This is a genomic window from Natronomonas salinimetallica (genome assembly GCF_013839515.1).
Lineage (GTDB): Archaea > Halobacteriota > Halobacteria > Halobacteriales > Haloarculaceae > Natronomonas.
The window spans coordinates 186688-212515 of record NZ_JACDNQ010000004.1; the positions used below are offsets into that span (position 1 = coordinate 186688).

The 25828-nt window shown below is 64.1% G+C and carries 30 protein-coding genes, 1 tRNA gene and 4 pseudogenes; 16 read left to right on the forward strand and 19 right to left on the reverse strand.

All coding sequences use genetic code 11. The annotated features are described in order from the left end of the window. Positions 1-22: 22 nt before the first annotated feature. Entirely contained in the window at positions 23-703 is a 681-nt protein-coding gene (locus tag HZR14_RS04725; RefSeq protein WP_181691716.1) for a potassium channel family protein, read from the reverse strand. Positions 704-1076: 373 nt separating this feature from the next. Here HZR14_RS04725 and HZR14_RS04730 point away from each other — a divergent pair, with 373 nt between their 5' ends. Beyond that, complete coding sequence (locus tag HZR14_RS04730) at positions 1077-1313, forward strand: hypothetical protein (protein ID WP_181691717.1); 237 nt, start codon at positions 1077-1079, stop codon at positions 1311-1313. Between the two features lie 749 nt (positions 1314-2062). Here the strand turns inward: HZR14_RS04730 and HZR14_RS04735 are convergent. Next, positions 2063-2533, reverse strand: a complete 471-nt coding sequence (locus tag HZR14_RS04735; RefSeq protein WP_181691718.1) for a Zn-ribbon domain-containing OB-fold protein — start codon at positions 2531-2533, stop codon at positions 2063-2065. A 20-nt stretch (positions 2534-2553) separates the two neighbouring features. Next, positions 2554-3720 (reverse strand): thiolase C-terminal domain-containing protein, encoded by a 1167-nt coding sequence (locus HZR14_RS04740; protein WP_181691719.1) that lies wholly within the window; start codon positions 3718-3720, stop codon positions 2554-2556. Positions 3721-4035: 315 nt separating this feature from the next. Between HZR14_RS04740 and HZR14_RS04745 the strand changes: the two genes are divergently transcribed. Next, on the forward strand, positions 4036-5616 hold the full coding sequence (locus HZR14_RS04745) for a long-chain-fatty-acid--CoA ligase (RefSeq protein ID WP_181691720.1): 1581 nt from the start codon (positions 4036-4038) through the stop codon (positions 5614-5616). A gap of 329 nt (positions 5617-5945) precedes the next feature. After that, positions 5946-6731 carry an IclR family transcriptional regulator gene (locus HZR14_RS04750; RefSeq protein WP_181691721.1) on the forward strand — a complete coding sequence of 262 codons (786 nt, stop codon included), beginning with the start codon at positions 5946-5948 and terminating at the stop codon, positions 6729-6731. Positions 6732-7661: 930 nt separating this feature from the next. On the opposite strand, the gene HZR14_RS14155 is transcribed toward HZR14_RS04750, so the two are convergent. The 3 genes from HZR14_RS14155 to HZR14_RS04765 all read right to left on the reverse strand — a co-directional run bounded on the left by HZR14_RS14155 (position 7662) and on the right by HZR14_RS04765 (position 8662). Then, positions 7662-8000, reverse strand: coding sequence for a PIN domain-containing protein (locus tag HZR14_RS14155; protein ID WP_255479167.1), 339 nt, complete (start codon positions 7998-8000; stop codon positions 7662-7664). Continuing rightward, positions 7997-8221: an antitoxin VapB family protein gene (locus HZR14_RS04760; protein WP_370464950.1), complete on the reverse strand. Its 225-nt coding sequence runs from the start codon at positions 8219-8221 to the stop codon at positions 7997-7999. The genes HZR14_RS14155 and HZR14_RS04760 overlap by 4 nt, the downstream gene beginning before the upstream one ends. Before the next feature lie 368 nt (positions 8222-8589). Then, positions 8590-8662, reverse strand: a tRNA-Val gene (locus HZR14_RS04765). An 85-nt stretch (positions 8663-8747) separates the two neighbouring features. Between HZR14_RS04765 and HZR14_RS04770 the strand changes: the two genes are divergently transcribed. Together HZR14_RS04770 and HZR14_RS14340 are read left to right on the forward strand one after the other, a co-directional pair. Then, positions 8748-9272, forward strand: coding sequence for a DUF192 domain-containing protein (locus HZR14_RS04770; protein WP_181691722.1), 525 nt, complete (start codon positions 8748-8750; stop codon positions 9270-9272). A gap of 102 nt (positions 9273-9374) precedes the next feature. Beyond that, positions 9375-9704, forward strand: a pseudogene (locus HZR14_RS14340) (ATP-binding cassette domain-containing protein); the annotation flags it as partial. Positions 9705-9815: 111 nt separating this feature from the next. On the opposite strand, the gene HZR14_RS04780 reads toward HZR14_RS14340, so the two are convergent. Continuing rightward, positions 9816-10214: a PIN domain-containing protein gene (locus HZR14_RS04780; RefSeq protein ID WP_181691724.1), complete on the reverse strand. Its 399-nt coding sequence runs from the start codon at positions 10212-10214 to the stop codon at positions 9816-9818. Then, on the reverse strand, positions 10211-10408 hold the full coding sequence (locus HZR14_RS04785; RefSeq protein WP_181691725.1) for a DUF7557 family protein: 198 nt from the start codon (positions 10406-10408) through the stop codon (positions 10211-10213). Before HZR14_RS04785 ends, HZR14_RS04780 begins: the two co-directional genes overlap by 4 nt. A 70-nt stretch (positions 10409-10478) precedes the next feature. Here HZR14_RS04785 and HZR14_RS04790 point away from each other — a divergent pair. Both HZR14_RS04790 and HZR14_RS04795 read left to right on the forward strand, forming a co-directional pair. Then, positions 10479-10805, forward strand: a pseudogene (locus HZR14_RS04790) (ABC transporter ATP-binding protein); the annotation flags it as partial. Positions 10806-10975: 170 nt separating this feature from the next. Then, positions 10976-11842 carry an ATP-grasp domain-containing protein gene (locus HZR14_RS04795; RefSeq protein ID WP_181691726.1) on the forward strand — a complete coding sequence of 289 codons (867 nt, stop codon included), beginning with the start codon at positions 10976-10978 and terminating at the stop codon, positions 11840-11842. A 180-nt stretch (positions 11843-12022) separates the two neighbouring features. On the opposite strand, the gene hcsS is transcribed toward HZR14_RS04795, so the two are convergent. Genes hcsS through arsD form a run of 4 tightly spaced genes read right to left on the reverse strand, consistent with a single transcriptional unit; the run spans position 12023 to position 14864 of the window. Then, entirely contained in the window at positions 12023-12214 is a 192-nt protein-coding gene (gene hcsS / locus HZR14_RS04800; protein WP_181691727.1) for a halo-CC-star protein HcsS, read from the reverse strand. Further along, a complete protein-coding gene (locus tag HZR14_RS04805) occupies positions 12205-12573 on the reverse strand; it encodes a YlbF/YmcA family competence regulator (RefSeq protein WP_181691728.1) in 369 nt (122 codons plus the stop codon). The genes hcsS and HZR14_RS04805 overlap by 10 nt, the downstream gene beginning before the upstream one ends. Beyond that, on the reverse strand, positions 12570-14525 hold the full coding sequence (arsA, locus tag HZR14_RS04810) for an arsenical pump-driving ATPase (RefSeq protein WP_181691729.1): 1956 nt from the start codon (positions 14523-14525) through the stop codon (positions 12570-12572). The genes HZR14_RS04805 and arsA overlap by 4 nt, the downstream gene beginning before the upstream one ends. Before the next feature lie 3 nt (positions 14526-14528). Continuing rightward, positions 14529-14864: an arsenite efflux transporter metallochaperone ArsD gene (gene arsD / locus HZR14_RS04815; protein ID WP_181691730.1), complete on the reverse strand. Its 336-nt coding sequence runs from the start codon at positions 14862-14864 to the stop codon at positions 14529-14531. 403 nt (positions 14865-15267) lie between these two features. Here arsD and HZR14_RS04820 point away from each other — a divergent pair, with 403 nt between their 5' ends. After that, the gene (locus HZR14_RS04820) at positions 15268-15669 is read left to right on the forward strand and encodes an ArsR/SmtB family transcription factor (protein WP_181691731.1); all 402 of its coding nucleotides are present in this window, start codon (positions 15268-15270) and stop codon (positions 15667-15669) included. A gap of 75 nt (positions 15670-15744) precedes the next feature. On the opposite strand, the gene HZR14_RS04825 is transcribed toward HZR14_RS04820, so the two are convergent. Further along, positions 15745-16119 carry an Hsp20/alpha crystallin family protein gene (locus HZR14_RS04825; protein ID WP_181691732.1) on the reverse strand — a complete coding sequence of 125 codons (375 nt, stop codon included), beginning with the start codon at positions 16117-16119 and terminating at the stop codon, positions 15745-15747. A 171-nt stretch (positions 16120-16290) separates the two neighbouring features. After that, positions 16291-17307 carry a type II glyceraldehyde-3-phosphate dehydrogenase gene (locus HZR14_RS04830; protein ID WP_181691733.1) on the reverse strand — a complete coding sequence of 339 codons (1017 nt, stop codon included), beginning with the start codon at positions 17305-17307 and terminating at the stop codon, positions 16291-16293. Between the two features lie 139 nt (positions 17308-17446). Between HZR14_RS04830 and HZR14_RS04835 the strand changes: the two genes are divergently transcribed. The 6 genes and pseudogenes from HZR14_RS04835 (at position 17447) to HZR14_RS04860 (ending at position 20732) form a co-directional block, all read left to right on the forward strand. Then, on the forward strand, positions 17447-18433 hold the full coding sequence (locus HZR14_RS04835) for an aminopeptidase (protein WP_181691734.1): 987 nt from the start codon (positions 17447-17449) through the stop codon (positions 18431-18433). A gap of 53 nt (positions 18434-18486) precedes the next feature. Further along, entirely contained in the window at positions 18487-19137 is a 651-nt protein-coding gene (locus HZR14_RS04840) for an HVO_0476 family zinc finger protein (protein WP_181691735.1), read from the forward strand. Between the two features lie 10 nt (positions 19138-19147). After that, positions 19148-19318, forward strand: coding sequence for a hypothetical protein (locus tag HZR14_RS04845; RefSeq protein ID WP_181691736.1), 171 nt, complete (start codon positions 19148-19150; stop codon positions 19316-19318). Continuing rightward, positions 19285-19485, forward strand: a pseudogene (locus HZR14_RS04850) (protein-L-isoaspartate O-methyltransferase family protein); the annotation flags it as partial. The gene HZR14_RS04845 and the pseudogene HZR14_RS04850, both read left to right, overlap by 34 nt. Positions 19486-19674: 189 nt before the next feature. Next, positions 19675-19866 (forward strand): annotated as a pseudogene (locus tag HZR14_RS04855) (protein-L-isoaspartate O-methyltransferase); the annotation flags it as partial. A 131-nt stretch (positions 19867-19997) separates the two neighbouring features. Then, positions 19998-20732, forward strand: a complete 735-nt coding sequence (locus HZR14_RS04860; protein WP_181691739.1) for a protein-L-isoaspartate O-methyltransferase family protein — start codon at positions 19998-20000, stop codon at positions 20730-20732. Positions 20733-20738: 6 nt separating this feature from the next. Here the strand turns inward: HZR14_RS04860 and HZR14_RS04865 are convergent, their stop codons facing one another. Both HZR14_RS04865 and HZR14_RS04870 read right to left on the reverse strand, forming a co-directional pair. Further along, complete coding sequence (locus HZR14_RS04865; RefSeq protein WP_181691740.1) at positions 20739-21188, reverse strand: DUF7382 domain-containing protein; 450 nt, start codon at positions 21186-21188, stop codon at positions 20739-20741. A gap of 95 nt (positions 21189-21283) precedes the next feature. Next, entirely contained in the window at positions 21284-22417 is a 1134-nt protein-coding gene (locus HZR14_RS04870) for a hypothetical protein (RefSeq protein ID WP_181691741.1), read from the reverse strand. 210 nt (positions 22418-22627) lie between these two features. On the opposite strand from HZR14_RS04870, the gene HZR14_RS04875 reads away from it, so the two are divergent. Both HZR14_RS04875 and HZR14_RS04880 read left to right on the forward strand, forming a co-directional pair. Then, positions 22628-22963 (forward strand): DUF5802 family protein, encoded by a 336-nt coding sequence (locus tag HZR14_RS04875; protein ID WP_181691742.1) that lies wholly within the window; start codon positions 22628-22630, stop codon positions 22961-22963. A gap of 24 nt (positions 22964-22987) precedes the next feature. Further along, complete coding sequence (locus HZR14_RS04880; protein WP_181691743.1) at positions 22988-23878, forward strand: Vms1/Ankzf1 family peptidyl-tRNA hydrolase; 891 nt, start codon at positions 22988-22990, stop codon at positions 23876-23878. 30 nt (positions 23879-23908) lie between these two features. Here HZR14_RS04880 and HZR14_RS04885 read toward each other — a convergent pair whose 3' ends face one another. The 3 genes from HZR14_RS04885 to HZR14_RS04895 form a co-directional block, all read right to left on the reverse strand. Beyond that, complete coding sequence (locus tag HZR14_RS04885; RefSeq protein WP_181691744.1) at positions 23909-24097, reverse strand: DUF8015 family protein; 189 nt, start codon at positions 24095-24097, stop codon at positions 23909-23911. Positions 24098-24132: 35 nt separating this feature from the next. Continuing rightward, positions 24133-24615: a MaoC family dehydratase gene (locus HZR14_RS04890; protein ID WP_181691745.1), complete on the reverse strand. Its 483-nt coding sequence runs from the start codon at positions 24613-24615 to the stop codon at positions 24133-24135. 233 nt (positions 24616-24848) lie between these two features. Then, positions 24849-25808: a transcriptional regulator gene (locus tag HZR14_RS04895; RefSeq protein WP_181691746.1), complete on the reverse strand. Its 960-nt coding sequence runs from the start codon at positions 25806-25808 to the stop codon at positions 24849-24851. Between the last annotated feature and the right edge of the window lie 20 nt (positions 25809-25828).

Below are 25828 nucleotides of genomic sequence, written 5' to 3' on the forward strand. Positions count from 1 at the left end.
GGAGACCGGGCGATACCGTAGGTCATCGGTCCTCATGGTGCCCGAACAGGTCCGTGAGTTCCGGATCCGCACCGAACGCCGAATAGACCGTCACCAGATCGCCGGGCTTGATTTCGGTGCTCCCTCGCGGCGTGATCGGCGATTCGAGGTCGGCGCGTTCGACGGCGATGATGAGGACGTCGTCCGGGAGGACCCCCTCGTGGACCGCTTGCTCGACCGTCTTGCCGGCGATCGGCGCGTCCTCCGTGATCGTTATTTCGAAGACCTCCGCCGTCTCGCCGATCCGCAGATAATCGACGATCGCCGGGCGGGCGACGGACCGATACAGGTACTCCGCGATGAGCTGCTGGGGGTTCTCCATCGTGTTGACGTCGATCTGCCGGTACAACTGCATGTGTTCGGGATTGTGGACGACGGATACGATCATCGGTATCTCGAGTTCCTTCGCGAGCATACAGACCATGATGTTCGTCGCGTCCTGGTCGGTGGTCGAGACGATGGCGTCCGCCTGCGTCGCACCCGCGTCCTCCAGAACGCCTTTGCTTGTTGCGTCCGCCTGGAGCACCAGACAGTCGTGTTCGCTGGCCACCCGATCCGCTTTCGCCTCGTCCTTTTCGATGACGACGACCTCGTTGCCCGACCGAATCGCGATCTCGATCAGGGGTGTTCCGATGTCCCCGGCGCCGACGACGACGATATACATGTGTTATCCGGTTTACCCCCATCAAATAAAAAAGCGTACCGTCCGCCCTCCGGTCGGGGACCGTGGGGCTCCCGTACGTGGCCCGTCGATCACGGCCCGGAGACGCGGCGCGACACGGCCTTCGCCCCCGGCGAGACGGTATAGTGATACTGGTGGACGAAATCAAATGAAACCGACTCACGAGTGATCCGCCGTTCGCTCCGTCGAACGGCGTGATCCTCGTGCGTCGTGTGTACATTCTTTTGTTCATCAGTATGAGTTGTGAAACGAGGGGGTCGCCGACCGGAAGCCGTTCCGAATCGAGGGCACCGACGCTGCGGTCCGGCGGTATCACACACGAACGTTGACGTGGGGCGGTAGCGAACCGTCACGTATGGATACCACCGACTCCGCCCGGCGGGGACAACGACTGAAGCGGATGGTACGGAGTGAAGTCGAGAGCCGGGAGGACGTAGTCAACTACGAGATCGCACAGACCGACGACCCCGGCATTCATCTGATCATCGAGACGGACAGCGACGTCAGCCACTACCACGTCGCACTCGAGCGCCACCCCGAGGGAACGGTGAAGACAAACTGGCAGTATCTGGGTACCGAAGGGGACGATTGATCGCCGGTTCGGCGTCGGACCCGACGGTGAGTTCGTGGGCGACCCGACAGATGGGGGTTCGTTCCCGGGCCGCGTCGATCCCCTCGATAATCAATGTGCTTTCAGTCCGGGGATTCGCTACCGGGACCATGGTCGTTGGAGCCACACTCCCGGTGGGGGCAACCGCATCGACAATGGCAAAACAGTCGAGAAACGTATATTTCTGCGTTTTATTTTTCTAAGTATATGTTTGGCATCGTTTCGAGTTTCGTGTTGTTCGTATCCGAAATCGAGGCCACGACGGTTGCGGGCGTCTCTCGGTGAGTACGGGTAACCAACGAGAGACGCGGCATCGTCGCCGGCGTGTCTCCCGCGGAGTTCACCAACAGCGCGTCGGGGAGCACGTTGTTCGTAGTCGGCTTGGACAGCGTATGGTCCACTTCGTTCGTTTTGGAGTCGACGGTGTCGCATACTAAGAACGCTCACTGTCGAGTCGGCGTACCGTTTCGTCGACCGCGACGTGATCCGGATCCCGATCAGGTTCGGGCCGTGGATCGGCTCTCGCATCCCAGTTGCGACCGGTCGGATGCGCTCATTCAGTGCCAAATATTTCAAAAATAAAGACTACAAACAAAAAATATAGGTATGCCGGATAGAGCGGCATATCGAGCTCCAGCGGCGGTCACGGTGTCGCTTCTCGCTCCACGAAGCCCAGCTGAGAGTCACGTCGCGTGTTCACTGCGAAAGAACACCGCCAGTGTTCTATCCGTTCACACCAGTTCGAAGACGTGGACCGGCCACTCCTCCTCGTAGGACAGATCGAAGTCCGGGTCAATGCCGGCTTCCTCGGGATCACGGACCTGGAGTTCGACGCGGTCGCCGATGGTGACGTCCGCGAGTGGGGCGTCGACGCGGCCTGTAAGCCGAGCCGAGGAGTCGAGTTCGACCACCGCGATGGTGATCGGTGCCAGGTGCTCGAACGCGGACGGGGGTCGGTTGACGGACGTATACGAGCGTACCTCGCCGGTCCGGGGCTGTTCCGATACCGTGACTGCCCGGCTACCACAGCCGTAACAGGCGGGGCGGGGCGGCAACAGATGTGTATCACACTCCGTACAACGGGCGGCCACCAGCCGGCCCTCCGCCAGCGCGTCGAAGAAGCCGGGGAGCGTAAACGGCGAATCGGTAGTGATGTCTTCCGGTAGGAGCGGTCCCGTCGTCGTGGAATCGGTGTCTGTCATCGGTGAATTACTTTCGTCGGTCATTGTGTAGTCAGGACGTGAGCCACGGTATGGGCGTCCGCGACGCCACCTTCGTTGATGAGCAGGGCCGTATCGGCGTCCGCCACCTGGCGGTCGTCCGCCCGGCCCGTGAGCTGTTCGTAGGCTTCGACCGCCTGCAGTATCCCGGTCGCACCGATCGGGTGCCCGCGGGCCTTTAGGCCGCCACTGGTGTTGATCTGGACGTCGCTCCAGCCCGCCGATCGATCCTCGGGGGCCTCGACGGTCTCGATGCCGTGGCCCTTGGGCGCGAACTCGGCGGCTTCGGCCAACAGGGCTTCACAGACGGTGAAGGCGTCGTGGACTTCCGCGACGTCGACGTCCGCGGCGTCCATACCGGCGTCCTCGTAAGCGGTCGTGGCAGCGACGTTCGCTCCCTCGACGTACGTGAGGTCCCGTTCGGCGACGGCGAGGTTGTTGGCCGCCGAGCCGACGCCGGCCACGCGGACCGCGTCGGGACGGCTCCGCAGGTCGGCCGCCACCTCGTCGTTCGCGACGACGACGGCCGCGGCACCGTCGGTAACCGGCGCACAGTCGTACAGTTTCAGCGGCGGGGCGACGTCGGGAGCGTCCATGACAGTCTCGACGTCGACCGCCTCCTGGAACATCGCCCGCGGGTTGGCCGCCGCGTTCCGGTGGTTCTTCACGGCGATCCGGGCCAGGTCCCGCTCCGTCGCGTCGGTTTCGTGGAGATATCGCCGCGCGAGCAGGGCGTACGTGGCGGGTGCTGTGATCCCGGAGCGCTGTTCTAAGGCCCGCTCGAAGGCGGCACCGAGCGCGTTCGTGGCACCTTCGGTCCCGCCGGCGGTCATTTTCTCGACGCCACAGGCCAACACCGCGTCGTGGACGCCCGCCCGGACGTCCCGGACTGCGTTCTTGAGCGCGAGCGCACCGGCGGCCGCACACGCCTCGACACGCTCCGCGGGGACGTTCCGCAGGCCGGCCCACTCGGCCATGAGCGTTCCCTGCATGATCTGATTCTCGTACCGTTCGGACTGTGCGCCGACGTACAGTCCGTCGACGACGTCGGCCGGATCGGGTAATTCCTCGAACGCCTCGGCCAGTGCCTTCGAGAACAGGTCGCGGCCGGGCAGGTCTGTCTTGCCCAGCGGAGAGGAACCGACCGCGATGAGATGAGCTGTGGACATCCTCTATGTATCGTCAATCATCGATAATAAAAGTTCGGTTGCGAAGCCGTCCGGCTTCGACTCCGGTCGTCGCAACCGAGAGGTCAGTAGGGCGTATATCGCAAGAATCCTCCCTCGGCATCGATAGGCTGTTCGATACCCGATTGCCCCGGAGTGTTGCCGTCCCCGCGACGGAGACCGGTTCCGCCGGTGCCGGGAACCGCCCGAACCCGGACTGGGGGGCTCGCTCCCGTCCGGTTCCCCTGGGCGATGATCGCATGTCCGGCTCCGTCGTTGGAAAGAGCTTTACGTCTCACAGTTACGTCTTATCATACCATGCATCGACAGATGACGACGCTCGACTTCCTCGATAGAGGGGTCGACGTCTACGGCGATACCGTCGGCATCGTCGCCCACGACGGCACCGAGTACACCTACGCCGAGTTCGGCGAGCGGGTCGACCGCGCGGCGTCGGCGCTCTCGGCTCTCGGCATCGAGGAGGGCGATCGCGTGGCGCTGCTCTCGCCGAACACACACTGGTTTCTGGAGGCGCTGTTCGCAATCAACGCTCTCGGGGCTATCTCGGCCCCGCTTAACTACCGGCTCACCGCCGGGGACTACGAGTACATCCTCGACGACTGCGGAGCCCAGGCGGTCATCGCCGACCACGAGTACGCCGGAAAGGTCGAGGCGATCCGCGACCGGGTCCCCGCCACGTCGTTCGTCGCCAACCCGGCCGACCGCGTCGACGGCGACTGGCGCGACTACGAGTCGCTCCTGGGAGAGGCCGACCCCGACGGGATCGAACGCCCCGATATCTCCGAGGACGACCCCGCGACGATCAACTACACGAGCGGGACGACCGGCGACCCGAAGGGCGTAGTCCGGACCCACCGCACCGAACACTACCACGCGCTGATCACCGCCCACCACACCGAGATCAGCGACGACGACGCTTACCTCTGGACGCTGCCGATGTTCCACGTCAACGGGTGGGGCTACCCCTACGTCATCACGGGCGTCGGCGGGAAACACGTCTGCCAGCGCCACTTCGACGCTGCCGGCGCCTTCGAGCGCATCCGAAACCACGACGTGACCTACCTCTGTGGCGCGCCGACGGTGCTGGACAGCCTCATCGATCACTATCAGAACACCGGCGTCGCCGCCACGGGCGAGAAGCCGGTCAGGATCGCCACCGCCGCCAGCCCGCCGCCCGAGGCGACGATCCGGACCGTCGAAGACGAACTCGGCTGGAACATTTTGCACGTCTACGGGCTGACCGAGACCGGCCCGCTGGTCACGACGAGCAATTCGCCGCGCCGGATCGAGAGCGAGGGTCGCTTCGAGATCAAGACTCGTCAGGGCCACGCCATGCTCGGAACCGAACTGCGCGTCGTCGACGAGGACGGCGAGGACATCCCCTCCGACGACGAGACGATGGGCGAGATCATCGTCCGCGGCAACCAGATCATGGACCGCTACTGGAACAAACCCGAGCGGACTCGCGATGCCTTCAGCGGCCGGGCCGACGGATGGTTCCACACCGGCGACTTCGCCAGTATCGACGAGCGCGGGATGATATCAATCAAGGACCGCAAGAAGGACGTCATCATCAGCGGCGGCGAGAACATCTCCAGCGTCGAGGTCGAAGACGCCCTCTATGACCACCCAGACATCGATCGCGTCGCCGTGATCGGCGTCCCCCACGAGAAGTGGGGCGAGACGCCCAAAGCAATCGCCGTGCCCGCCGGCAGCGCCGACCTCACCGAGGAAAGGATCATCGAGTTCGCCCGCGATAATCTCCCACACTACAAATGCCCAACCGTCGTCGAGTTCGTCGAGGACCTCCCCGAGACCTCCACGGGTAAGATCCGCAAGGTCGAACTCCGGGAGTCCCACGGCGACCCCATCAAGTGACCCCGTCCGTTCCGGCTCGTTCGTCGTCGCCCCCCGAGTGAGCACGTGCCTGTTCGGCCAACCCGGACGCAAGCGTGTACTCCCGCGGGTCGGGGCCGTTGAGGACGTCCGGAGTGGGGTGGGGCCGTTGAGGACGTCCGGAGTGGGGTACGTTCTCGATGCTCCGTGAGGGGCTGACACTGCCGAACCGTAGTCCGGGCCGTTACAGGTATTTGAAGCGACATGACCGGCCGTCGTCGTCGGACGCTCATCCTGTTTCTCTCGCCGTCAGCTCCCATCGATTTTGCAGCGTGCAAAAGAATAAGTGGTAGCGGCCCTCGAGCGATAGTATGACAGACCACGCCGACACGAGTGGTTCACGCAGGATTGCGGCGGTAGACAAATGCTGTGAAATTCTTGATACGATTCACGAGCTCCAGGGGGCCACGTTGACCGAGATCTCGGAGCATCTGGGGTTGACGCCCGGAACAGTCCATCCACACCTCGTCACCCTGTTCGAGAATCAGCTGGTCACGAAGAAGGACGGCGTCTACTCCCCGAGTTTCAAATTTTTGCGTGTCGGAGAAAGCCGTCGCCGGGAAAACGTCTTTTTCCGACATGCCAATAGCAAGATGGAGGAGTTGGCACGCAGGATCGACGCCCGAGTTCAGATCTACGTCGAGGAGTTCGGGATGGGCGTTTGTATCGCTCAGGCCGGAAGTCAAAGCAGTATTCAGCCCCCGGACGAAGTAGGAGACCAAACCCACCTCCACGTCATCGCTGCCGGGAAGGCGATGTTGGCGGAGATGCCTGACGAACGGATATCCGAAATCGTCGAACAGCATGGAATGCCGGAGCACACGTCAAACACGGTCGTTGACGAGTCGGCGCTCTTCGGGGAGTTAGAGGACATTTCGGAGCAAGGCTACGCGTTTAACGACGAAGAGTACATATCGGGGTTGGGGGCAGTAGGATCCGCGGTAACCGCGGAGAATGGGGACGTTATCGGAGCGATATCCGCGGCCGTGCCCACCAACCGGATGGCGACCTCCGAGTTCACCAACACAGTCCCTCATGACGTCGCCAGCGTCGCCAACACCATCGAACTCGACATCCACGTCGAAAACAAAGGGTGATCGATACGGGTGAATCTGCATATCGTTTTGTGATCGGCGAAAGGACGCTACAGAACAAAGAACAGAAATCATTCGAAGGCGCTATCGGTTATTATCGGTCCCATACGATCGAGATCGTTTTCCATCGCCGATACGTGGTCTATGGTGTATGTTGTCATTGTCAAAAGGGAGTCGGCGATCCAGGGATGATCGATAGGACAGCAGTCGTCTATCCCACGTCGGTTGCCGTAATCCGTACTGGATATTCCATAACGAAATTAATATTGTTATTATTTGTTCCGGTTGTGTCGTCAGCACCGAAAACATCGGTCGGGACGAACGCTCCCGGTACACGGTCGACACGGGCGGCTCCAAGCCCGTGTGCACGGTCGGCTTCCCGTGGGTCGGATACCGGCCGCGTTAGCTTTGGCCAGAGCTGTAGCAGACGGCGAGGGCTTCGAGGCATTCTTGGGCCGTCTCGGGTACGACACGGCTGAAACTATTCACAATCAGATGCATTTATTATCGTATATATTTTTCGTTCTGTTTTTTGAAACAGATATTTGGCTGCGTTTCGATGTTCGCGTCCTATTACTCGGGATCGATAGTTGCCTGCAACAAAATCGGGACCGGGACGATCCGCGCCGTCGGCGAGGAACCCGGTGTCACCGGGCGGGTAGCGCCGGTATAGCCCGGTCAAAAACCACTGCGTTGTCCGTTTTGTTGCGGTCGAATAGAGGCTTACGTGGCGAATATCATTCGTATACGGGTCAACGACGCCGTAGAATCGGAGCTGCTGACGGTGGGGCCCGATAACGGGTTTGTCACCCGCAAAGTGTCGGCAGAGACGGTCGGGATCGGCTGCAGCTTGGCTTTGTGAACTCGGATATGAATGGCAGTGTGACGCCGCCTGTGGGCATAAGTATAAAATAATCCATATGTCTTAGAAATCTATATATCGGCAAGTGCCGGCGAATTCCTCTCCTCTTCGATCGCCCATCGCGGCGTCCCGTCCCGCTCCACAAACGACGGCTCGATCTCGTCCGTGATTTCCCCGGCTGTCACGGCCGTCCTCTCGTTCACCTCGTACTTCGCTCCCCACGAGAGGTCAGCACGAGCACCGGCGACGTCGCCGTTCGGGAGGTTTCCTTCGCCGACGAGTGCCTCGGCATAGGCCGGGACGGGCATCACCCATCGTTCGTTCTCGGCACCAGTCGCCTCGTAGAACTCCTTCGTCGCTTCGACGCCGTCCAGGTAGTCGATGAGGAACGTCGCGTCGAGGACTTTCATGCAGCGTCCTCAGCCCGCTCTCGCATCCGCTGTTTTCGTTTTTTTTTCTTCGACTTCCGACGCCCTTCACGGACGCGTTTGGCTTCCTCGTCGGACCAGCGGCCGAACCCGTCGTAGAAGTCGCTGACGCGGTCCTCGTCAAGCACACGCTCCAAGACGTCGTTGTAGCTCTCTCCTTCACGCCGGAGACAGTTGAGTTCCCGCTTCACGCGGTCGCTCACTCGGATCTTTCATCAGCAGTCGACATTGTTACGTCAACATTGGTGTTAACGTGTCTTATACTGGTGGACGAAATCAAATGAAACCGACTCACGAGTGATCCGCCGTTCGCTCCGTCGAACGGCGTGATCCTCGTGCGTCGTGTGTACATTCTTTTGTTCGTCAGTATTAGTCGTTAGGCCCTAGATCTAACGTTAGCCGAAGACCACAAATCCGCTCTATAGCCACCCGGCTTTCTGGCGCTCTCTCGCTTGGACGTCGGGGGCGTAGCTACCTCGGTAGTGATCGATAAACGTCTCCAGGTCGTCCCAACCGCCCCAGTCGCACCTATAGTAGACATCGCAACTATAGGAATCGTACAAGCTCTGGATGGGTCCGGGCGGAGTCGAACCACCGATCTCGTCCTTGTAAGGGACGCGTCATAACCACTAGACCACGGACCCGACGTTCCGAGAGAACCACCGGGGGCGGATAACGCTTACTTTTTGAACGGAACCCTTAGACGCCCCCGCCCCCTTCGGTCGGAGTATGGACTCCCGAGTGATTGCCTACGGTCTCCTCGTGGCCGCCGTCGTGGGCATCATCGTGGGGGCCGCCTTCTGGACGGGACTCATCGCCCCGCTGCTCGGTGACGGGTACGACCCCGAGGTCGTCACGGACGACTACGAGCGAACGGCCGTCACGGTCGTCGACGGCGAGACGGGGGCGGAACTCGGGACCGTCGAGGCGGCCGTCGCGGATACGTTTATAAAACGCTACGTCGGCCTGAGCGGGACCGACGAACTCCCCGAGGACCGCGGGATGCTGTTCGTCCACGAGAGCCCCGGCGAGTACACCTACGTGATGCGGGACATGTCGTTCGGCCTCGACATCGTCTTCGTGGATCACGACGGAACGATCACGACGATCCACGAGGCACCCCCACCCGCCCCCGGGGAGGACGGGAACGCCCAAGAGTATCGCGGGAGGGGCCAGTACGTCCTCGAAGTCCCCCTCGGCTGGACGGCCGAACGGGGGATCGAAGCCGGCGACGAGGTCCGATTCGAGCTATGATGTACACCTCCTCGGATCGGTCGAACCACCCGTAGGCCAAGCGTTATCGCCGCCGAACGCCGAATAACGCCCATGTCGGACACGGTGGGGGACGACGGCGACGACGCCGAACCGCTCGCCGTCACCGACGGCCGCGTTCGTTATGCGTCAGTCACCTTCGGCTACGACGATGCCCCGATCGTCGAGGACGTCGACTTCGAGGTCGCAGGGGGCGAGACACTCGCGTTGATCGGCCCGGCCGGTGCCGGAAAGTCGACCGTCCTCAAGCTCCTCCTTTGGCTCTACGACGTCGGCGAGGGGGCGATCCGCATCGACGGGACCGACGTCCGCGACGTCACCCTCCCCGAGGGCTACGAGACGATGGTCGGCGAGCGCGGTGTCAAGCTCTCCGGGGGCCAGAGACAGCGTATCTCCATCGCCCGAGCGGTGTTAACCCCGGTCATCCGCTGGGGTTCTGCACCGGTACCGATTACGGCGTCTGAGTGTTGTATCTGAATCTAGAAAGGTCCAACGGCGAGAGCCTGAATCAGATCAGGTAGCGCCTCAGTCGTCGCTTCGGAGGTTCGTAACGTCCATCAGGTCCGTGAGGAGCTGTGTCTCGAAATCGCTGTCTGCAACGATAAGTTCGTCACCAGTGGACCGCGCGGTCGCCGCGATGAGGAGATCCCGAGCGGCCATCCGTTCGCCGTTGTCCATCAGCTGGTCCTGCATCCGCCCCGCCTCCAGGGCGACCTGTTCGTTGAGGTCGAGGGCGCGGACACCGCCAAACTCCTGGCGGACCGCGACGACGTCCGTGGATCCGGAGCCGACTTCGCCATCGATGACCTCGAAGACGCAGAGTGAGGACGTGAGGTAAGGCTGTCCGCACTCTTCGACGTGCTCAACGACGACAGGGACGCCTTCGAGCATGTCGATGATGACCGAGGAATCGAGGAACGTCACCGCTCGAAGCTCTCCCGAGAGCGCTCTACGGCCTCCCGTGCGCGGTCGGCTTTCTCCTCACTCCACGCGCCGATGTTGATGGGCTTCTCGCTCTGCACAAGGCGTTCGAGGAGTTCGTCAAACGTCTCGTCCTCTCGCTTCAGGCTCTCTAACATCTTTTTCGTATCGTCCGTGACCCGGATGGACGTGCCCATATGTATACAGACTGCATACACACCTATCTAACTTACGCCGGCTCGGTGGGGGCAACGATATGTGAACTACCCCGCGGTCCTCGTCCTCGACGAGGCGACGAGCGACGTCGATACCGAGACCGAGATGTTGATCCAGCGCAGCCTCGATCGGCTCACCGCGGACCGGACCACCTTCGCCATCGCCCACCGCCTCTCGACGATCAAGGACGCCGACACGACCGTCGTCATAGAGGACGGCCGGATCGTCGAACGGGGAAGCCACGGTGAACTGCTCGAGGACGGCGGCCTCTACGCGCACCTGTGGGGCGTCCAGGCCGGTGAGATCGAGGAGCTCCCCGAAGAGTTCATACAGCGCGCGGCGAAGCGACAGGCCCGCACGAAGACCGGGGACGGCTGACCGAATACGAAGACCGGGGACGGCTGACCGGATACGAAGACCGGGGACGGCTGACCGGATACGAAGACCGGGGACGGCTGACCGAGGATCGAACGTATCGGAATCGGCGGCCCTCCCCGCCGCCGTTCCGCGGCCGTCGTGTTCAAGTCCCTCGGCTCCCTGCAACGGGTATGCTCCGGCTTGCGGTCGCGACGAACGCCGAGACCCTCGATCGGATCCGCGGTCCCCTCGCCGAACGCGGCATCGACGCACGTCACGTGCCGACGACCGGACGCGCACAGCCGCTTTCGGAGACGCTCGTCGAGGAGCGCGTCGACGTCGGATTCGTCTATCCCTCCCGGCTGATGGAAGGCGGCGTCGCGGACGCCCTCCTCGGGGTTCCCTGGGTCAACGGCCGGGAGGCAATCCTCCGGAGCCGAAACAAGGCCGGGGCGCTGGCGCGGCTCGAGCGCGCCGGGATCCCGACCCCCGAAAGCGTCTACGTTTCGAACCCGGCCGCCGACTCCGAACTCCGGGCCGCCTTCGAAGGCCTCGATCAGCCCGTCGTGGTCAAGCCGAACTCGACGACCCGCGGCGTCGGCATCGCGAGAGCCGACGACCTCGACTCCTTTTTTGGAATCTGTGAGTACCTCTCATTGGTACACGATTACCGGGCCGTCGACGACCGGTCGTTCCTGGTCCAGGAGTTCCTCCCCGGGGCCAGGGACTTCCGGGCGATGGTCGTCGACGGCGAGTACGTGGGGGCGGTCGAGCGGCGGCTCCCGGCGGCCGAGCGGGCGGCCGGCCGCTGGAAGCACAACGTCCACCGCGGGGCGGCGGCGACGGGGGTCGACCTGCCGCCGGAGCGCCGCGAACTCGTGGAGGCGGCGGCCGAGGAACTCGACATCGCGTGGCTCGGCGTCGACGTCCTCGTCGCCGACGGACGGGCCGTCGTCAACGAGACGAACGCCCGGCCGACGGTCGACGCGGCTACGAAGTACGAGCCGGGGTTCTACGACCGGCTCGCCGGGGTGATCCGGCGGGCTGCGGACGTTTGACCGCTTAGGGCATGTCCAAACGTTCGCGGGGACAGATATCGGTGCTCGGGGATAGCGCGGTGGGTCGCCGGACTACGCGGTGGCGACCGAGTCACGGCTCGCTTGGGGTGTAGTCCCGACCGTTTTTCTCAACGGCTCGGCCACATGTATCAACAGCGTTGTCGCAAGCGGTCGCTTCGTCTAGCAGCAGTCGCTTTCGGCTTCACAGACGCTGCTGTAGTCGACGCCGGTCGCTCGGCTGATCGCCTCGTTGCACTCGAGGAGCGTCGAGGTGAACGCCTCGTCGGTCAAGGCCGGTTCGACCTCGTTGAGGCTCTCGGCAAGCGCTTCCGCCGCGGCCAGGACGTCCTCGTCGGTGGTGCTCAACAGCACCCACCCCCGTCCGACCGGGCGAACGGCCGACCGATTCGGTCGCTTATGCGGTCATCGGTCCGCTTGAGGAGGGCGACGAGCGCGGCCTGTGCCGCCTGCTGTTCCCGAAACGTCTCCGTCTCCGAGAGCTCGGTTTTGAGCTCCCGGAGCTCGCTCATATCCGAGGAGTCGAACTCACCGGTCTGCACCGCCCGCTGTTTTTCCCGGTAGGCCGCCAGTAGCTCCATCGCCGCCTCGTCGGCTTCGAGCTGCTCGGTCGCGGCTTCGAACGCCCGGTACGTCTCCGAGTCCTGAAGCGTCTCGATGAACGCGTCCAGCGGCTCCTCGACGGCCGGGTCGACGGATCGCGTTTCGCTCATTGGGTTTTCACCGCCGTCTCGTCGCCGTCGGTTTCGGCCTCCGCCAGCCGTGCGAGCCCCGTGATGTCCTCGCCGAAGCCGCTGAGTTCGTCGGGGCCGATCGGTTCTTCACGGCGCAGCGGGGCCAACATCAGCGGCGCGTCGAAGCGGTCGCGGATCTCCTCGAGGTACTGCGCCTGCTGGGCACGCCGGTTCGAAAAGAAGGCGTTATCGCCGTACGCCTCCGGGAGGAGGTAGTTGGCGACGACCAACGAGGTCTCGATACCGACCTGCTCCTCGAGGTCGGCGGCGGCCCGGTAGGCCTCCATCATCGGGGTGTACTCGGGATACATCACGAACGCGAAGGTGCTCCGATCGGGGTCTTTCATGATCTCGATGACCTCGTCGTACTGGTCGCTTTTCGCTGGCGCGGCGCCCTTCGTCAGCGAGCCGAGGTCCATGAACCCCTTCCAGTCGGAGGGGAGTTCGAGCAACCGCAGGGTGTGGCCCGTCGGCGCGGTATCGAAGACGACGACGTCGTAGCCGTCCTCCCCGAAGTAGCTCACGAACTTCTCGAGGGCGGCCATCTCCTCGGCGCACGGCGACTCCAGCTCCTCCTCAACGTTTGCGATCGCGGCGTCGACGTCGATTTCGGCGTCCTCTCTGTCCTCATACATCGTCCTGACGTGATCGAGGACTCCCTCGCGGTACTCCTCGAGGGCCTTCTTCTGGTCGATCCGCGCCGCATCGAGGCGGTCCGGCCCGACCGAGGTCGGCTCGTGGCCGACCGGTTCGCCGAAGATGTCCGCTAAGTGTGCGGCCGGGTCGGTCGTGACGACGAGCGTCTCGTGGCCCGCCTCGGCGAGTTTCGTCGCCGCCGTCGAGGCGACCGTACTCTTGCCTACGCCACCCTTGCCGGTGAAGAAGAGATATCGAGTCCCCTCGTTCGGCGTGAGTTGCTCGATGGCCGCGTCCGAATCCGCCATCGCGTCGAAGTCGACCGCGCCGTCAGCGTCCACGTCGGTCGCCGTGCCGACATCGACGGTCGCTTCCGCGCCGTCGTAGAGGACGCCACCGACGTCGGCGAGCAGGTCGAGTCCGGCGATCTCGCCGGGTTGAAGCGGATACGTCGCCATCGCGTCCGCGTCGAACTCCTCGCGGGCGCGCTCGATGACGGCCCGTTCGTCCGCGCGTTTCCCCTCGAAGAACGGGTCCTCACACACCGATTCGGGGAGGTAGCCGTTGAGTATCAACAGCTGCGATTCGATGCCGAGCCCTCCGAGGTCGCTCGCGCTGCGTTGGATCTCGTCGATCGAGGAGGCTTCGGGTTTGCCGACGAACGCGAACGAGGTGCGGTCGTCGTCCTGAAGCGTATCGATGGCGCGCTCGTACGCCTGTTTTTTGCCCTCCATGGAGGCCGCCGGCCCGATGCAGGTCGAACCGCCCTTCTCGAGTTCGGCGTTCCAATCGGAGGGAAGCTCCATCAGCCGGATGGTGTGGCCCGTCGGCGCGGTATCGAAGACGACGACGTCGTATTCGGGGCTATCCATGAACTCAACGAAGTTATCGAATGCGGCTATTTCCTCGACACAGGGGCTGTTGAGCTGTTCTTCGACGGTTTGGATCTCGTCGTCGTCGAGAAGTGCCCGCATCGGCTCGATCGTCTCCTGGCGGTACTCCTCGGCGGCGACGTCGGGATCGATCTCGATCGCCGAGAGGTTCTCGACCCCGTCGATCGCGGTGACGTCGTGGCCGATCTCCTGTTCGAAGATGTCCGAGAGGTTCGGCGCGGGATCGGTCGTCACGAGAAGCGTCTCGTAACCGTTGTCGGCGAGCCACGTCGCGGTCGCACAGCTGACGGTGCTCTTGCCGACGCCGCCTTTCCCGCTGAAGAAGACGAACTCGGTGTCCTCGCCGCTCGGTTCGACGATCCCTCTCGCGTCCGGTAGCGTCCGTGCCGGCTGTTCCGACATCCGTCAGGCCTCCTGGGTTCGCGTATCTACGTGGTCATCGAGGACCGTTTCGAGTTCGTCGTAGCCGAGGTACTCGCCCTCGGCGACGACCTCGCCGTCGACGACGGTGATCGGGAGAATCGAAGGGCCGTGTTCTTCGACTAGGTCGTAGACCGACTGCGTCTCGAGGAACTGGTCCATGTCGTGTTGCATGTTCGCTCTCGTGATCTCGAGGGCGTCGCGGGCCGCCTCGAGCTGATCGAGGGCGGCACTGACTTCGACGAGTTCGTCGTCCGGGTCGGGTCCACAGACGCCGGTGGAACAACACATCGCTTCTTCGTATAGGGTGAGTTCTGTCATTCGGTATTCGGGGTGTCTCGGTCGTCGGGGCGGTGCATCGGCCGTCGAAGACGTACTTCGGTCGGTTGATCGGACGGTGCATCGACCGGGCCGTACAGGCGATACGTGGATTCGCTGTTCGGGCCGCTCGCGGGCAGATTCGGGTGCCGTTTGTTGCGTTGCGTGCCAGCTTCAGTTGAACTATTGCTCAGACAACTACTATTGCTCAGACAATTGAATAAAGATTCCGGTCGAGAAGGAGCCCAATACGGGATACGTACGTCCGGATAGGGCGATCTTGTGGCACGAAAACGGCTGAATGGTGGCCTAGAGCCGCTTGAGGGCGAAAGCGTGGCTGTTCCGGCTGTTGTCGGTTCGTTCGTGATCGGAAGTATTAATTGAATATCTACTCAACGAACGTACGATGTCACAAGCAACGGAGCGGCTTCGTCGCTACCTCGACGACGAACTCGGCGAGTGCCGCACCGAGGACGTCGACCGACGGCTGGATGAACTCGGCACGCTCGAGGCGGCGTTCGGAACCGGACGGGGCGAGGCCGAACTCGACGTACTCTCGGCGCTCGCCAACGAGACCCGCTACACGCTCGTTCGGGTTCTCGTCGCCGCGGGCGAGGAACTCTGCGTCTGTGAACTGAACGCCGTCGTCGACGTGACCGAAAGCGGCCTCAGCCACGCGCTCTCAGGGCTCGTCGACGCGGGGCTGGTGGAGGGGCGCAAGGACGGCCGCTGGAAGATGTACCGGGCGACCAATCGTGCGATCACGCTCGTGACCGTCCTCGAGGGAAGTGTGAGCGTCGACGGGTGATGCCGTTCCCCGCGGGCGATCACGCCGGCCATCGACGGGTCGCGTTTCGTCGCCGTCAGGGGTAACTCCCCGTCGTCAGGACAGATCGATGTTCGCCGAACTGCCGGTGCGCTCGAGCGTGATCTCGAGGACACCGTTGTTGAACGACGCCGATGCGGAGTGCTCGTCGACACGGGCCGGTAGTTCGATCCGCTCTTCGTACTCGCTGGCCGCCGTCGACGCCGAAATAGTGACGTGTCGGCCATCACACTTGATCCGGAGGGACTCCTTTTCGACGCCGGGCAGGTCCGCGACGACGCGGACCTCCTCGTCGGTCTCATAGACCGATACGTGGGCGTCACCGCCGAAACCGGCATCGGCGGCATCGAGGCTACCACCCATACCGTCCATCATCCGCTCTATCTCGTTGAAGATGTCGTCGAACGGATCGTCGCGGTCATCTCGGCGCATACGTACGCTACGGCGGATACGTTCAAAAGCCTTCTGTCAGTGTCACTTGTCAGCTACCCCACCTGCTCCGTTGAAGGCGAGGGCCGGCCCCCCGGAGGAAGGGTGCGTGTCCGTTTTTTCGCGGCTATAACGGTGACCAGCAGTCTCATACTGCCGGCTGTCCGCCGCGTATCAGAACCCGATTCCCATCGTCTCGTTCGTCCGCTCGATCGATTCGGTGGCGTCGGCCGTCCCGAGGGTCGCCCGGATCGCGTCGACGTTTTCCGGGACGACGTCGGATTCTTGGTGGATCGCCTGGAACAGATACAGGTCCGATCCCTCCATCGAGACCGACTCCCCCCAGATACAGTTCTCCCAGACGTCCGCACGGGGGCGGTTTCGGTCCATCGCGAACTCCTTGATCGCGCCGGCACCGTCGATACCGGATCCCTCGGGGATCAAGAACGTCCGTGTTTGTCCGTCGAGTAGCTCCCGGACCTCGTCGGCGTCGGGTGTCGCCTCCAGCGTCACGTTCACCGAGTGGGTGTGCATGAGCGTCGCGGGCACTTTCAGGCCGAGCGTGTCGATGTCGATCCCCGGAAAGATCGTGTTCACGTCGGGGCCATGATGTGAGGGCAGGCCGATCGGGTTCGGCAGGATGTCGTTGATAGGGCCGCGCCCCGACTGTGCGGGGTCACCGCCGCGGCGGACCAGCGTGATGCGGGCCTTCTCGACGCCGTAGGTCTCCTGAAGGGGAGCAAGCAGCCGCGAGAGTCCAGTCGTGTTACAGGAGACGACCCGGACGTGGTCGGCCCCGGCAGCGTCCTCGAAGTTTCCGCGGGCGTTGAACGACGTATCGACGAGGTCCGCGTCCTCGCCACCCTGGTACAGCGCCGGGGTGTCGTAGGCCTCATAGAGCGATTTGTTCTCCGCGCCGATCCCCGAGGGACAGGCGTCGACGACGACGTCCGCCGCCTCGACCATCTCCTCGACGGTGCCGGCGAGATCGATTCCGGCATCCTCGAACAGGTCGACCCGGTCCTCGATGGCGGCATACAGCGGGTAGCCGTTCTCGACGGCCAACTCGGCCTCGTGGTTGGGTCGGGTCTTACCGACGCCGATCAGTTCCATGTCCGGCTGGAGCGTCACGGCGTCCGCGACCCGTTTGCCGATGGTTCCGTAGCCGTTGACCGCGACTTGAACGCTCATGTCTACCGGTGGTGATCCCATCGGAATAACCGTTTCTCTCCCCGCCCGTCGGGTCCGAAGCGGCGGGCCGGACGGAAACGTCCCCCGGACGTCCTCTCGGAGGGGAACGTCTTTGCGGCCGCCGTTCCAACCGACCGTTATGGCCGAAACCGACGCCATCGACATCGAGGACCCCGAAGCCGTTGCGAATGCGGCTCGGACGGCGGTCGGGCAGTGTCTCGCGCTCGATGCGGGCGAGACGTGTGTCGTCGTCACCGACGACACGCGCGAACCGATCGGCGAGGCGATCTACGCCGCCGCGCTCGAAGCGACCGACGACTGTACCATCGTCCGATATCCGCCGGGGCCACAACACGGCGCAGAGCCCCCGGATCCGGTCGCCGCCGCCATCGCGGGAGCCGACTGTTTCCTCGCGCCGACGACGAAGAGCATCACGCACACCCGCGCGCGTTCGGAGGCGACGGCGGGCGGTGCCCGCGGCGCGACGCTTCCCGGGATCACCGAGGAGGTGTTCACCGTCGGACTCGACGCCGACTACGAGGCGATCGCCGACGAGTGTGCGGCGATGCTCGACGCCGTTTCGGGTGCCGACGAGATCCGCGTGACATCGCCACAGGGGACCGACATCACCTTTGACCTCGGCGAGCGGCCCTGGAACGACGACACCGGGATCGTCCACGAGGCCGGCTCCTTCTCGAACCTGCCCGCGGGTGAGGTGTTCATAAGCCCCGAATCGGCGACCGGAACCTACGTCGTCGACGGGACGATCCGCCCGCACGGCCTGCTCGGGGAGGGTCACACCGTCACGATCGAGGTCGAAGACGGCCAGCTCACGGACATCTCCGACGACGCCCTCCGGTCGGAGGCCGAGGCGGCCGCCGAGGAGGCCGGCGATGCGGCGTACAACCTGGCGGAACTCGGGATCGGCACGAACCTCGGCGTGACCGACCTCGTCGGAAGCGTCCTCTTGGACGAGAAGGCGGCCGGGACGGTTCACATCGCCTTCGGCGACGATGCGGGCATCGGCGGCGATACCGAGGCCCCGATCCACATGGACGGTATCCTCAAGGAACCGACGGTGTACGTCGACGGCGAGGCGATCGACGTACCGACGCCCGAGGAATAACCGAAGCGCTTCGGAGCCACGCGCTTATACGTCCGGACGGTCAATCCCGTACAATGAGCCAACAGCGCGTTGCGGTCCGGTGTCCGTCCTGTTCGCCGGCCACCGAGACCATCCACGAGGTACTGAACCGCGGCGGTGGCGTCACCGTCAGGTGCAGCGAATGCGACCACGTCCACAAGACGACACTGGAGGAGGAGACGACGATCGAACGTCGGGTCGTCGTCTCCCAGGACGGGGAGTCGATCGATGCCGTCGTCGAGATTCCGCCCGAAGAGCGCCTCGTCGTCGGCGACGAGTTCCTCGTCGAAACCGACGAGGCGATCTTGACCGCCCGCATCACCTCCCTCGAGGGGACCGACGGCTCCCGATCCGACGGGGCCGACGTGGCCGACGTCGAGACGATCTGGGCCCGCGCCGTCGGCAACGTTTCGGTCAACCTGACGCTGCATCCCAAAGAGGGAACGCACGACGAGAGCAGAAGCGTTCGAATCCAGGTTCCGGGCGACGAGTCGTTCGTCATCGGGCGGACCCACGAGTACGGCGGCGAGGAGTTCAGCGTCGAGCGGATCCTCATCCGCGAGGACGCGACCGACTACGAGCGCGAGGACTACGACTTCGAGGGGGATTCGGTCCTCGCAAAGGACGTCAAACGGCTCTACGCCCGCGACGAGGACGCACAGGCTCGGGCGTGGTCCGGCTGGTAGGAGCGAAACGATGTTCGGGTGTGATTCGGACGACAGGATCACCGAGGACGGGGACAGCGGCCGCTTCAAGAAGGCCCGCGAGCGGTTGGTCGACTCGCTCGCCGCTGCCGACCGGATCGAACGGTCGGCCACGATCGAGGCCCTTCGGTCGGGGCCGGCTGTGGGTACCACGCGGCCGTGACCGCCGAGATCGTCGGAAGCGAGAACGTCTACACCGTCGAGTATGTCGGAAGCCTGGCCACCGAGGCTCGCCGCCGGCTGGACCGACTCGGCTACGGCGGGATCAGCGTCCGAACCGGCGACGGCTGGAACGGCTGGCCGGAGTATGCCCCCTACGACGGAGCATATATACTGGTGGACGAAATCAAATGAAACCGACTCACGAGTGATCCGCCGTTCGCTCCGTCGAGCGGCGTGATCCTCGTGCGTCGTGTGTACATTCTTTTGTCCGTCAGTATAGTAGACATCGCAACTATGTACACATCGATCGTACTGCCGCCGTGCGATCGAGTGTGTCTTGTCTTCCGATCTCTACTATACCTCACCTGCGCCGCCCCCGAGATCCCGGAGGCCGTCAGGGCGCAACTCCGCGTGGGAGGCCGGATCGTCGCCCCGATCGGAACGACGACCCAGACGCTCGTCGAGGCCACTAATACCGAGGACGGCCTCGATCGACAGACCCACGGCGGAGTCCTGTTCGTGCCGATGGAAGGCGGCGACGGCCGATAGGGGTACGCCCCCCGCACCGGACGGTCGATTCCCGACCCGCACCGGACGGTCGGCCCCCCACCCGCACCGGACGGCCAACCCTATCCCACCTGCGCCGCGCGATTCAAGAGGCTCCGGCACGGAGCCGAGGTATGGATCCCGCGGTGCTCCGGGACGACATGGTCGACAGCCTCGAACACGACGCCAAGGCCGTCGTTCGATCGGAGCGAGTGAGCGTCGCCATGCGGAGTGTCCCCCGTGAGCCGTTCGTTGACGACGACGCAGCGGCCTACGCGGATCGTTCGTTCGAGCGGCTCGGAACACGCGTGCTATCGCCGAGTGCGGCCGGACGGCTGTTCGAGGCCCTCACCCCTCGGCCGGACGATACCATCCTCGTGGTCGGGGCCGGCGTCGGCTACACCGCCGCCGTGCTCGCCGAACTCACCGACCAGGCCAACGTCCACGGGATCGACATCGCCCGTCGGCTCGTCTACGACGCCCGGTCGAACCTCTCGTCGGCCGGCTATCCGGGGGTGCTCGTCGACTGTCGTGACGGGGCCCGCGGCCTCGCCGAGTATGCCCCCTACGATCGAATCCTGCTCGAAGCCGCCGCGATCGAGCCGCCCGGAGCCCTCCTCGATCAGTTAACACCGGGAGGTCGGTTGGTCATGCCGCTTGGAGGTGCGACTCAGACGCTCGTCGCGATCGGAGACGACGGCCGGACCGAGCACGGAACCGTCGCGTTCCACCCGATGCTCGTCGACGGCGAGCAGGCCGACACGATCGAGCGAAACCGAACCCGCCGCGAGGATCGCGAGCACGCCCGCCGTGCCGCCGAGCGCCGGAAGGGGTGGGAGCAGACGTGGATCGACTGGGACCGGATCTGACCGCGCTCATTCGGCGACGACGAGAACCGCCGTGTTCTCTCGCTTGTCAGTGTACTCGTCCCCCGCCGGCGGCTTGATATCGAACTCCACGGTTCCGTCCCGCTGATTCGGGCGCAGTTCGGCGGAGAACTCGAACGCCGCGACCCCGTCCTCGTCGGTCGTCGCCGTCTCAACGCCACCGAGACGCGCCGAGCCACCACGGGCGATGACCGTCGCGTCCGAAACCGTATGGCCGTCCGGATCGACGACGGCGATTTCGACGTCGTGATCGCCCGGCCCGATCACCTCCGGTTCGGGCTGTGTATCCAGTTCGGTGACCGCGAGACCCGAGATCCCGGACAGCATGTTCATCATGACCGAGAGACTCGCTACCCCGACGACCAGGGCGATGACGAGTCTGACTGGTAGTCCTTCGATACCCCGCGTGTCCGCGCTGAACCGGCCCTTCGGTGGCATGGGGAGTCTGGTCCCGTCTCAGTATATAAATCCTCGCGGCAGCAGTCGGGGTCGCGTTTCGAGACGTCGCCGCGGGACGAGAGCGGGGGCCGTACTCAACGCCCCCTCCCGGCATCCGATTCCCCGGAAGCCCCCTCGGATGGACCGGGCCCGGCGTTGCCTTCGGAGCCACCGTCCGATGATTTTCCCCCGTCGTCCCCGGATCCAGAACCGTCGTCGGAGGTGGATGTGTCCGGGCCGCCTCCCGAACCGTCACCGGTATCCGGGTCGTCGGGCGATTTTTCGTTTCCTTGATCGGAGGCTGAATCGGAGGAATTCCGCTCCGATGGCCCGCTCCGGTTGGCGTCGCGTGTGTCGGCCGGCATCGCGTTTTCGGCCGGTGGTTCGGGTGAAGACGGATCCGGCGTATCGGTATCGTCCGTTTCGGCGGGATCGGTTCCGTTCTCCGCCGTTGTATCGGAAGACGGCTCGCCCGGTCGATCGTCCCATTCCCGGTCCGATCCACCGTCTCGTGATTCACCGGACCGGCCGCCCGGCACCCCATCCGGTCCGGGCGTCTCCTCCGGCGTCCGATCGGACCGGCCGCCCGGCACCCCATCCGGTCCGGGCGTCTCCTCCGGCGTCCGATCGGACCGCCCCCCAGACACTCCATCCGGCCCGCTTTCCGGTGGCTCCTGGAGTCCGGGTACGTCGCTTGGCGGCCCCGCGAGTTCCCCCGCCAACTCGGCGACGTCGGGGCCTTTCATCGTCCGTGCGTTCGTCCGTATCTCATCTAACCGTTCGGTCTCGAGACCGGATCCGTCGGCGGCGCTTCTCGTTTCGTTGATCGACTGTTCGACCTCCGAAGCGCCGACCGCGATCCGCGTCGCGATCGACCGGTTCCGTACGTCCGGGGTCTCCCCCAGTTGTGCACGCTGGGTACGCAACCGCTCGTTGCGTTCCTCGAGCCGTGCTTGGTGCTCCTCGAGTCGCTCTCTGCGCTCACCTTCGTCGTCGGTGCGGTTCATCGCCGCGTTGAACCGTCCGTCCTCGACGTCCCCAGCGGTCTCGGCACTGCTCGCCTGCATGAACGACGAGATTTCCGTGCCGAGCGAGACACCGTCCGATCCCTGCGTAGTGTTGTGTTCTCCTTCGATCGCTCCGGCGGTTCCGGCCGCGGTTCCGGACAGGACGAGCACTCCGAGACCAGCGAGTGCGACCAGCATTCGGATACTGGTGTCTCGATTCATTATGTGAGGATGTGCCCGATATCGGATAAAAACCCCCGTACTGTTTGAACCGTTTATCTACGCCGTCGGACGCGCTGAGACCGCTCGAAACCGTTTATGTTGTCCGATGATGGCCGCTCGTGGGCTCGAAGCCTCGACGTCCCCGAGTGGCTGGGGAACCGCTTCCGGGTAACGCTTATGTATGGCAGTGTCTAACAATACCATGACTGCATGTTCGAACAGTTCTCAAGCGGGTACTACCTGGGCCGACTCTACGTCGAGCCCTACGGCGGCGACCGCGCTGTGATCAATCGTGAGCACCACGAACGGGTTACGGAGCAGCTCTATGAGTCCAACGACGAGCCGCTCGTGATGAAGATCGGTTCGACACACCTCGCGGTCCACGGAGCCGATGACGTCCCCGGTCGGACGGTTGCCCTCCCAGAAACGACCATCCCGGCGACCGGAACCGACAACCCGCCGACGCTCCGGGAAGTGTTCCTCGCCAAGGCCGACCGCGCCCGACAGCTGCTCGGGTTCGGCACGGACGGTCCCGCGGGGTTTTAATCCACGGCGACCGTCGGTCCGGCGATGCTCGATGACCTCCTCGGCCGGACCGAACTGAAAGAGCGAATCGATGCGCTCGAGGAGCGTCGCGACCGGCTCGAAGCCCGGCTCGAAGCCGAAAGCGAACGTCGATCGGATGCGGTCAGCGCCAAGCAGGCCGCCGAGGAGCGTATCAACCGTCTGGAGGACCGGATCGCCGACCTCGAGGGGCGGCTCGAAGCGGCCGACGAAACCGATACCGGGGCGACGGACGTCGGATTCAGACGCGAGGAGACGCTCCGCGGTGATCGCGCGGATGCGGTCATCGACCGCCTCGGCTCCTTCGAGGGAGGCCCTGAAACCGTACTTACCGCGTATGTCGAGGACGACCCCCCTTCGGAGCTACGGGAGCTTCTCGGAGACCGGGCACTCCTCATCGGGCGTGCGGCCCCGTGTGTGGTCTGTACCGACGATGCTGGTGTCCTCGCCGCTGCACTCCGGCCGCCGGTAGCCCCCGACCCGTTTCTCGAGTGGGCTTCAGCGCCGCGGGTCGAGCGCGCGTGGTTCCGCCCGTCCGGGCGATTCGCGCTAGCGCTGGTGCGCTCGGACGTCTTCGCGGTCGGCGTCTACGAGGGCAACGAACGCGTCTCCTACGAGGGCTTCGAGAGCCGGGTCAAAAGCGATCACTCGAAGGGCGGCTTCTCACAGGCACGCTTCGAGCGACTCCGCGATGAGCAGATCGCCGACCACGTCGATCGCTGTTCGGACGCGTTAGCATCGGTGGATGCGGACCGACACTACGTCGTCGGCGATCGGCGGCTGATCGACGAGTTCGATGCCGACGTGAGGGCGGCTGTCGACGCGAGCGGCAAGCCGGAAGCGGCGCTTTCGGCGGCTTTCGCGGCTTTCTGGTCGGTCCGGCTCTACGGCCTGTGAGCCCCCGTATTCGCGTCGATACGCATCGCGTCAGGCCGGCGGAACGACGAAAAGCGAGATGGAAACGAGGAGTGCAGCGACGATCCCGCCGATACCCAACCCCGCAAACGTCGGAAGGCCCGACAGCCACCCGACCGCAGCCCCGCCCGCGACGGATGCGGGCATCGCCGCCAGCAGACCGTCGTACCACGCCGCTTTCGGCGTCAGTATCTCGCTCACGCCCCCCGATTCCAGCGTGACGTAATTAAATGTAATTACTCTTTGCCGTGACCCCCCTCTCGGCCGTGCTCGTGATCCCGACGGCGGTGCATCGTCCGTGCGGTCCACTCGATGACCGCCTCTCCGTCTTGGTTGTAGCCGACGAGTTTCGTCCGGACGTGTCCGATTGCCGGACGGCTTTCGGAGACCCGTTTTTCGAGCACCTCGACTTCGATCCGAAGCGTATCGCCGGGGTAGACGGGCTGTAGCCACCGGAGCTCGTCGATCCCTTTGCCCCCCATCGACGATTCGGGATCCAGAAACCCCTCGACGAGCAAGCGCATACACATCGAGGCGGTGTGCCATCCCGACGCTGCGAGCGAGCCGAACATCGACTCGGCCGCGGCGTCCTCGTCGAGGTGAAACGGCTGTGGGTCGTACTGTTCGGCGAAGCGTTTTATTTCCGAGTCCGTCACGTCGTAGCTGCCGTCGATCTCGTAGGTTCGGCCGACCGTCATGTCCTCGAAGTCGGGTTGCATCGATCGAGCCATCGGTGGCCTACGATAAAAACCTGGAGTGCCGTCGGTGTGCGATCGGATCGACTGTGGGTTTTGAGTACAGTGAGTCGCATCCCCCGCCGTATCCGGGTACGATGCGTCGCGGACGCACACCGACGTTGCGCCGTACCTATAGTAGAGATCGGAAGACAAGACACACTCGACCGCACGGCGGCCGTGCGATCGATGTGTACATAGTTCCGATCTCTACTATATCAGGCCCCGAGTTCGCCACGGTCGCGAATCAAGTTCTCGAGTTCCTCGGGATCGTCGATGCGTTCGAACTCCTCGCGCTCGATGAGTGCGGTTCCGTCGACCGACTCCCGTTTGGCGTGGTCGACGACGTAGACCGACCTGGTCTCCGTTACCCGGCCGACCGAGGACATGATCCGGGCACGCTTTTCGGCTGTTCGGGTGAACTTCGAGTGGCCGGTGAGCATCCGTCGCTCGCGGGACTCGTCCTCGCTGACCGTCTTGAAGGGGGCCCGCGACGTGGGGTGGACCTCGAAGCCAACACGGGTGAGCACCGTCACGATGTGTGCATCGTCGGGGTCGGCTTCCGGTTCTTCGGGATCGTCGCCCCGCTCGTGGACGTCCTCCGCACCCTCTAACACGTCCACGGGGCTCGCAAGCGGCTGATCGAAGATGTCCTCCAGTTCGGCCGCGACGTCGACGCTCGCGTTCATGCCGTCCTCGTACTTCGAGACCGTCCGTCGGGAGACACCGAGTTCGTTCGCCAGTTTGCCGAGCGACATCTCCTGTTCCGAACGGATCTCCGAGAGCAGGTCACCGTCGATGTTGACGTACAGCCCGCCGGGGGCCGCATAGATCAACGGCGGTACCTCCTCGATGAACAGGTCCATCGCCGTGTCCGGGGAGAACACTGGGACGCCGTGTCTGAAGTAGACGACACCCGGGTCGAGTTCCTCATCGCGCGTTCGGAGACCGATGACGAGTGGCGTCGCATCGAGGTACTCGCCGAGCCGGCGCATCTCGGCTCCGGTGTAGCCGTCGAAGGCGTCGATGTTCGCGAGCAGTTTCAACAGGAGCACGTCGTCGCCTCGCCGTGCCGCGATGTCGAAGCTTTTGGGTCGAATCGCACACCGGTCACTCACCGTAAACCCAGCGTCCTCGAGCATCGCGGTGATATTGCCGACCAGTGCGGATCGGGACATAGAGATATATAGGTGTTTCC

Bases quoted from the DNA above. Each gene is read 5' to 3' on its own strand.
- HZR14_RS04725 (WP_181691716.1), bottom strand. From the start codon at position 703: ATGTATATCGTCGTCGTCGGCGCCGGGGACATCGGAACACCCCTGATC.
- HZR14_RS04730 (WP_181691717.1), top strand. From the start codon at position 1,077: ATGGATACCACCGACTCCGCCCGGCGGGGACAACGACTGAAGCGGATG.
- HZR14_RS04735 (WP_181691718.1), bottom strand. From the start codon at position 2,533: ATGACAGACACCGATTCCACGACGACGGGACCGCTCCTACCGGAAGAC.
- HZR14_RS04740 (WP_181691719.1), bottom strand. From the start codon at position 3,720: ATGTCCACAGCTCATCTCATCGCGGTCGGTTCCTCTCCGCTGGGCAAG.
- HZR14_RS04745 (WP_181691720.1), top strand. From the start codon at position 4,036: ATGCATCGACAGATGACGACGCTCGACTTCCTCGATAGAGGGGTCGAC.
- HZR14_RS04750 (WP_181691721.1), top strand. From the start codon at position 5,946: ATGACAGACCACGCCGACACGAGTGGTTCACGCAGGATTGCGGCGGTA.
- HZR14_RS14155 (WP_255479167.1), bottom strand. From the start codon at position 8,000: ATGAAAGTCCTCGACGCGACGTTCCTCATCGACTACCTGGACGGCGTC.
- HZR14_RS04770 (WP_181691722.1), top strand. From the start codon at position 8,748: ATGGACTCCCGAGTGATTGCCTACGGTCTCCTCGTGGCCGCCGTCGTG.
- HZR14_RS04785 (WP_181691725.1), bottom strand. From the start codon at position 10,408: ATGGGCACGTCCATCCGGGTCACGGACGATACGAAAAAGATGTTAGAG.
- HZR14_RS04795 (WP_181691726.1), top strand. From the start codon at position 10,976: ATGCTCCGGCTTGCGGTCGCGACGAACGCCGAGACCCTCGATCGGATC.
- HZR14_RS04805 (WP_181691728.1), bottom strand. From the start codon at position 12,573: ATGAGCGAAACGCGATCCGTCGACCCGGCCGTCGAGGAGCCGCTGGAC.
- arsA (WP_181691729.1), bottom strand. From the start codon at position 14,525: ATGTCGGAACAGCCGGCACGGACGCTACCGGACGCGAGAGGGATCGTC.
- arsD (WP_181691730.1), bottom strand. From the start codon at position 14,864: ATGACAGAACTCACCCTATACGAAGAAGCGATGTGTTGTTCCACCGGC.
- HZR14_RS04820 (WP_181691731.1), top strand. From the start codon at position 15,268: ATGTCACAAGCAACGGAGCGGCTTCGTCGCTACCTCGACGACGAACTC.
- HZR14_RS04825 (WP_181691732.1), bottom strand. From the start codon at position 16,119: ATGCGCCGAGATGACCGCGACGATCCGTTCGACGACATCTTCAACGAG.
- HZR14_RS04830 (WP_181691733.1), bottom strand. From the start codon at position 17,307: ATGAGCGTTCAAGTCGCGGTCAACGGCTACGGAACCATCGGCAAACGG.
- HZR14_RS04835 (WP_181691734.1), top strand. From the start codon at position 17,447: ATGGCCGAAACCGACGCCATCGACATCGAGGACCCCGAAGCCGTTGCG.
- HZR14_RS04840 (WP_181691735.1), top strand. From the start codon at position 18,487: ATGAGCCAACAGCGCGTTGCGGTCCGGTGTCCGTCCTGTTCGCCGGCC.
- HZR14_RS04845 (WP_181691736.1), top strand. From the start codon at position 19,148: ATGTTCGGGTGTGATTCGGACGACAGGATCACCGAGGACGGGGACAGC.
- HZR14_RS04860 (WP_181691739.1), top strand. From the start codon at position 19,998: ATGGATCCCGCGGTGCTCCGGGACGACATGGTCGACAGCCTCGAACAC.
- HZR14_RS04865 (WP_181691740.1), bottom strand. From the start codon at position 21,188: ATGCCACCGAAGGGCCGGTTCAGCGCGGACACGCGGGGTATCGAAGGA.
- HZR14_RS04870 (WP_181691741.1), bottom strand. From the start codon at position 22,417: ATGAATCGAGACACCAGTATCCGAATGCTGGTCGCACTCGCTGGTCTC.
- HZR14_RS04875 (WP_181691742.1), top strand. From the start codon at position 22,628: ATGTTCGAACAGTTCTCAAGCGGGTACTACCTGGGCCGACTCTACGTC.
- HZR14_RS04880 (WP_181691743.1), top strand. From the start codon at position 22,988: ATGCTCGATGACCTCCTCGGCCGGACCGAACTGAAAGAGCGAATCGAT.
- HZR14_RS04890 (WP_181691745.1), bottom strand. From the start codon at position 24,615: ATGCAACCCGACTTCGAGGACATGACGGTCGGCCGAACCTACGAGATC.
- HZR14_RS04895 (WP_181691746.1), bottom strand. From the start codon at position 25,808: ATGTCCCGATCCGCACTGGTCGGCAATATCACCGCGATGCTCGAGGAC.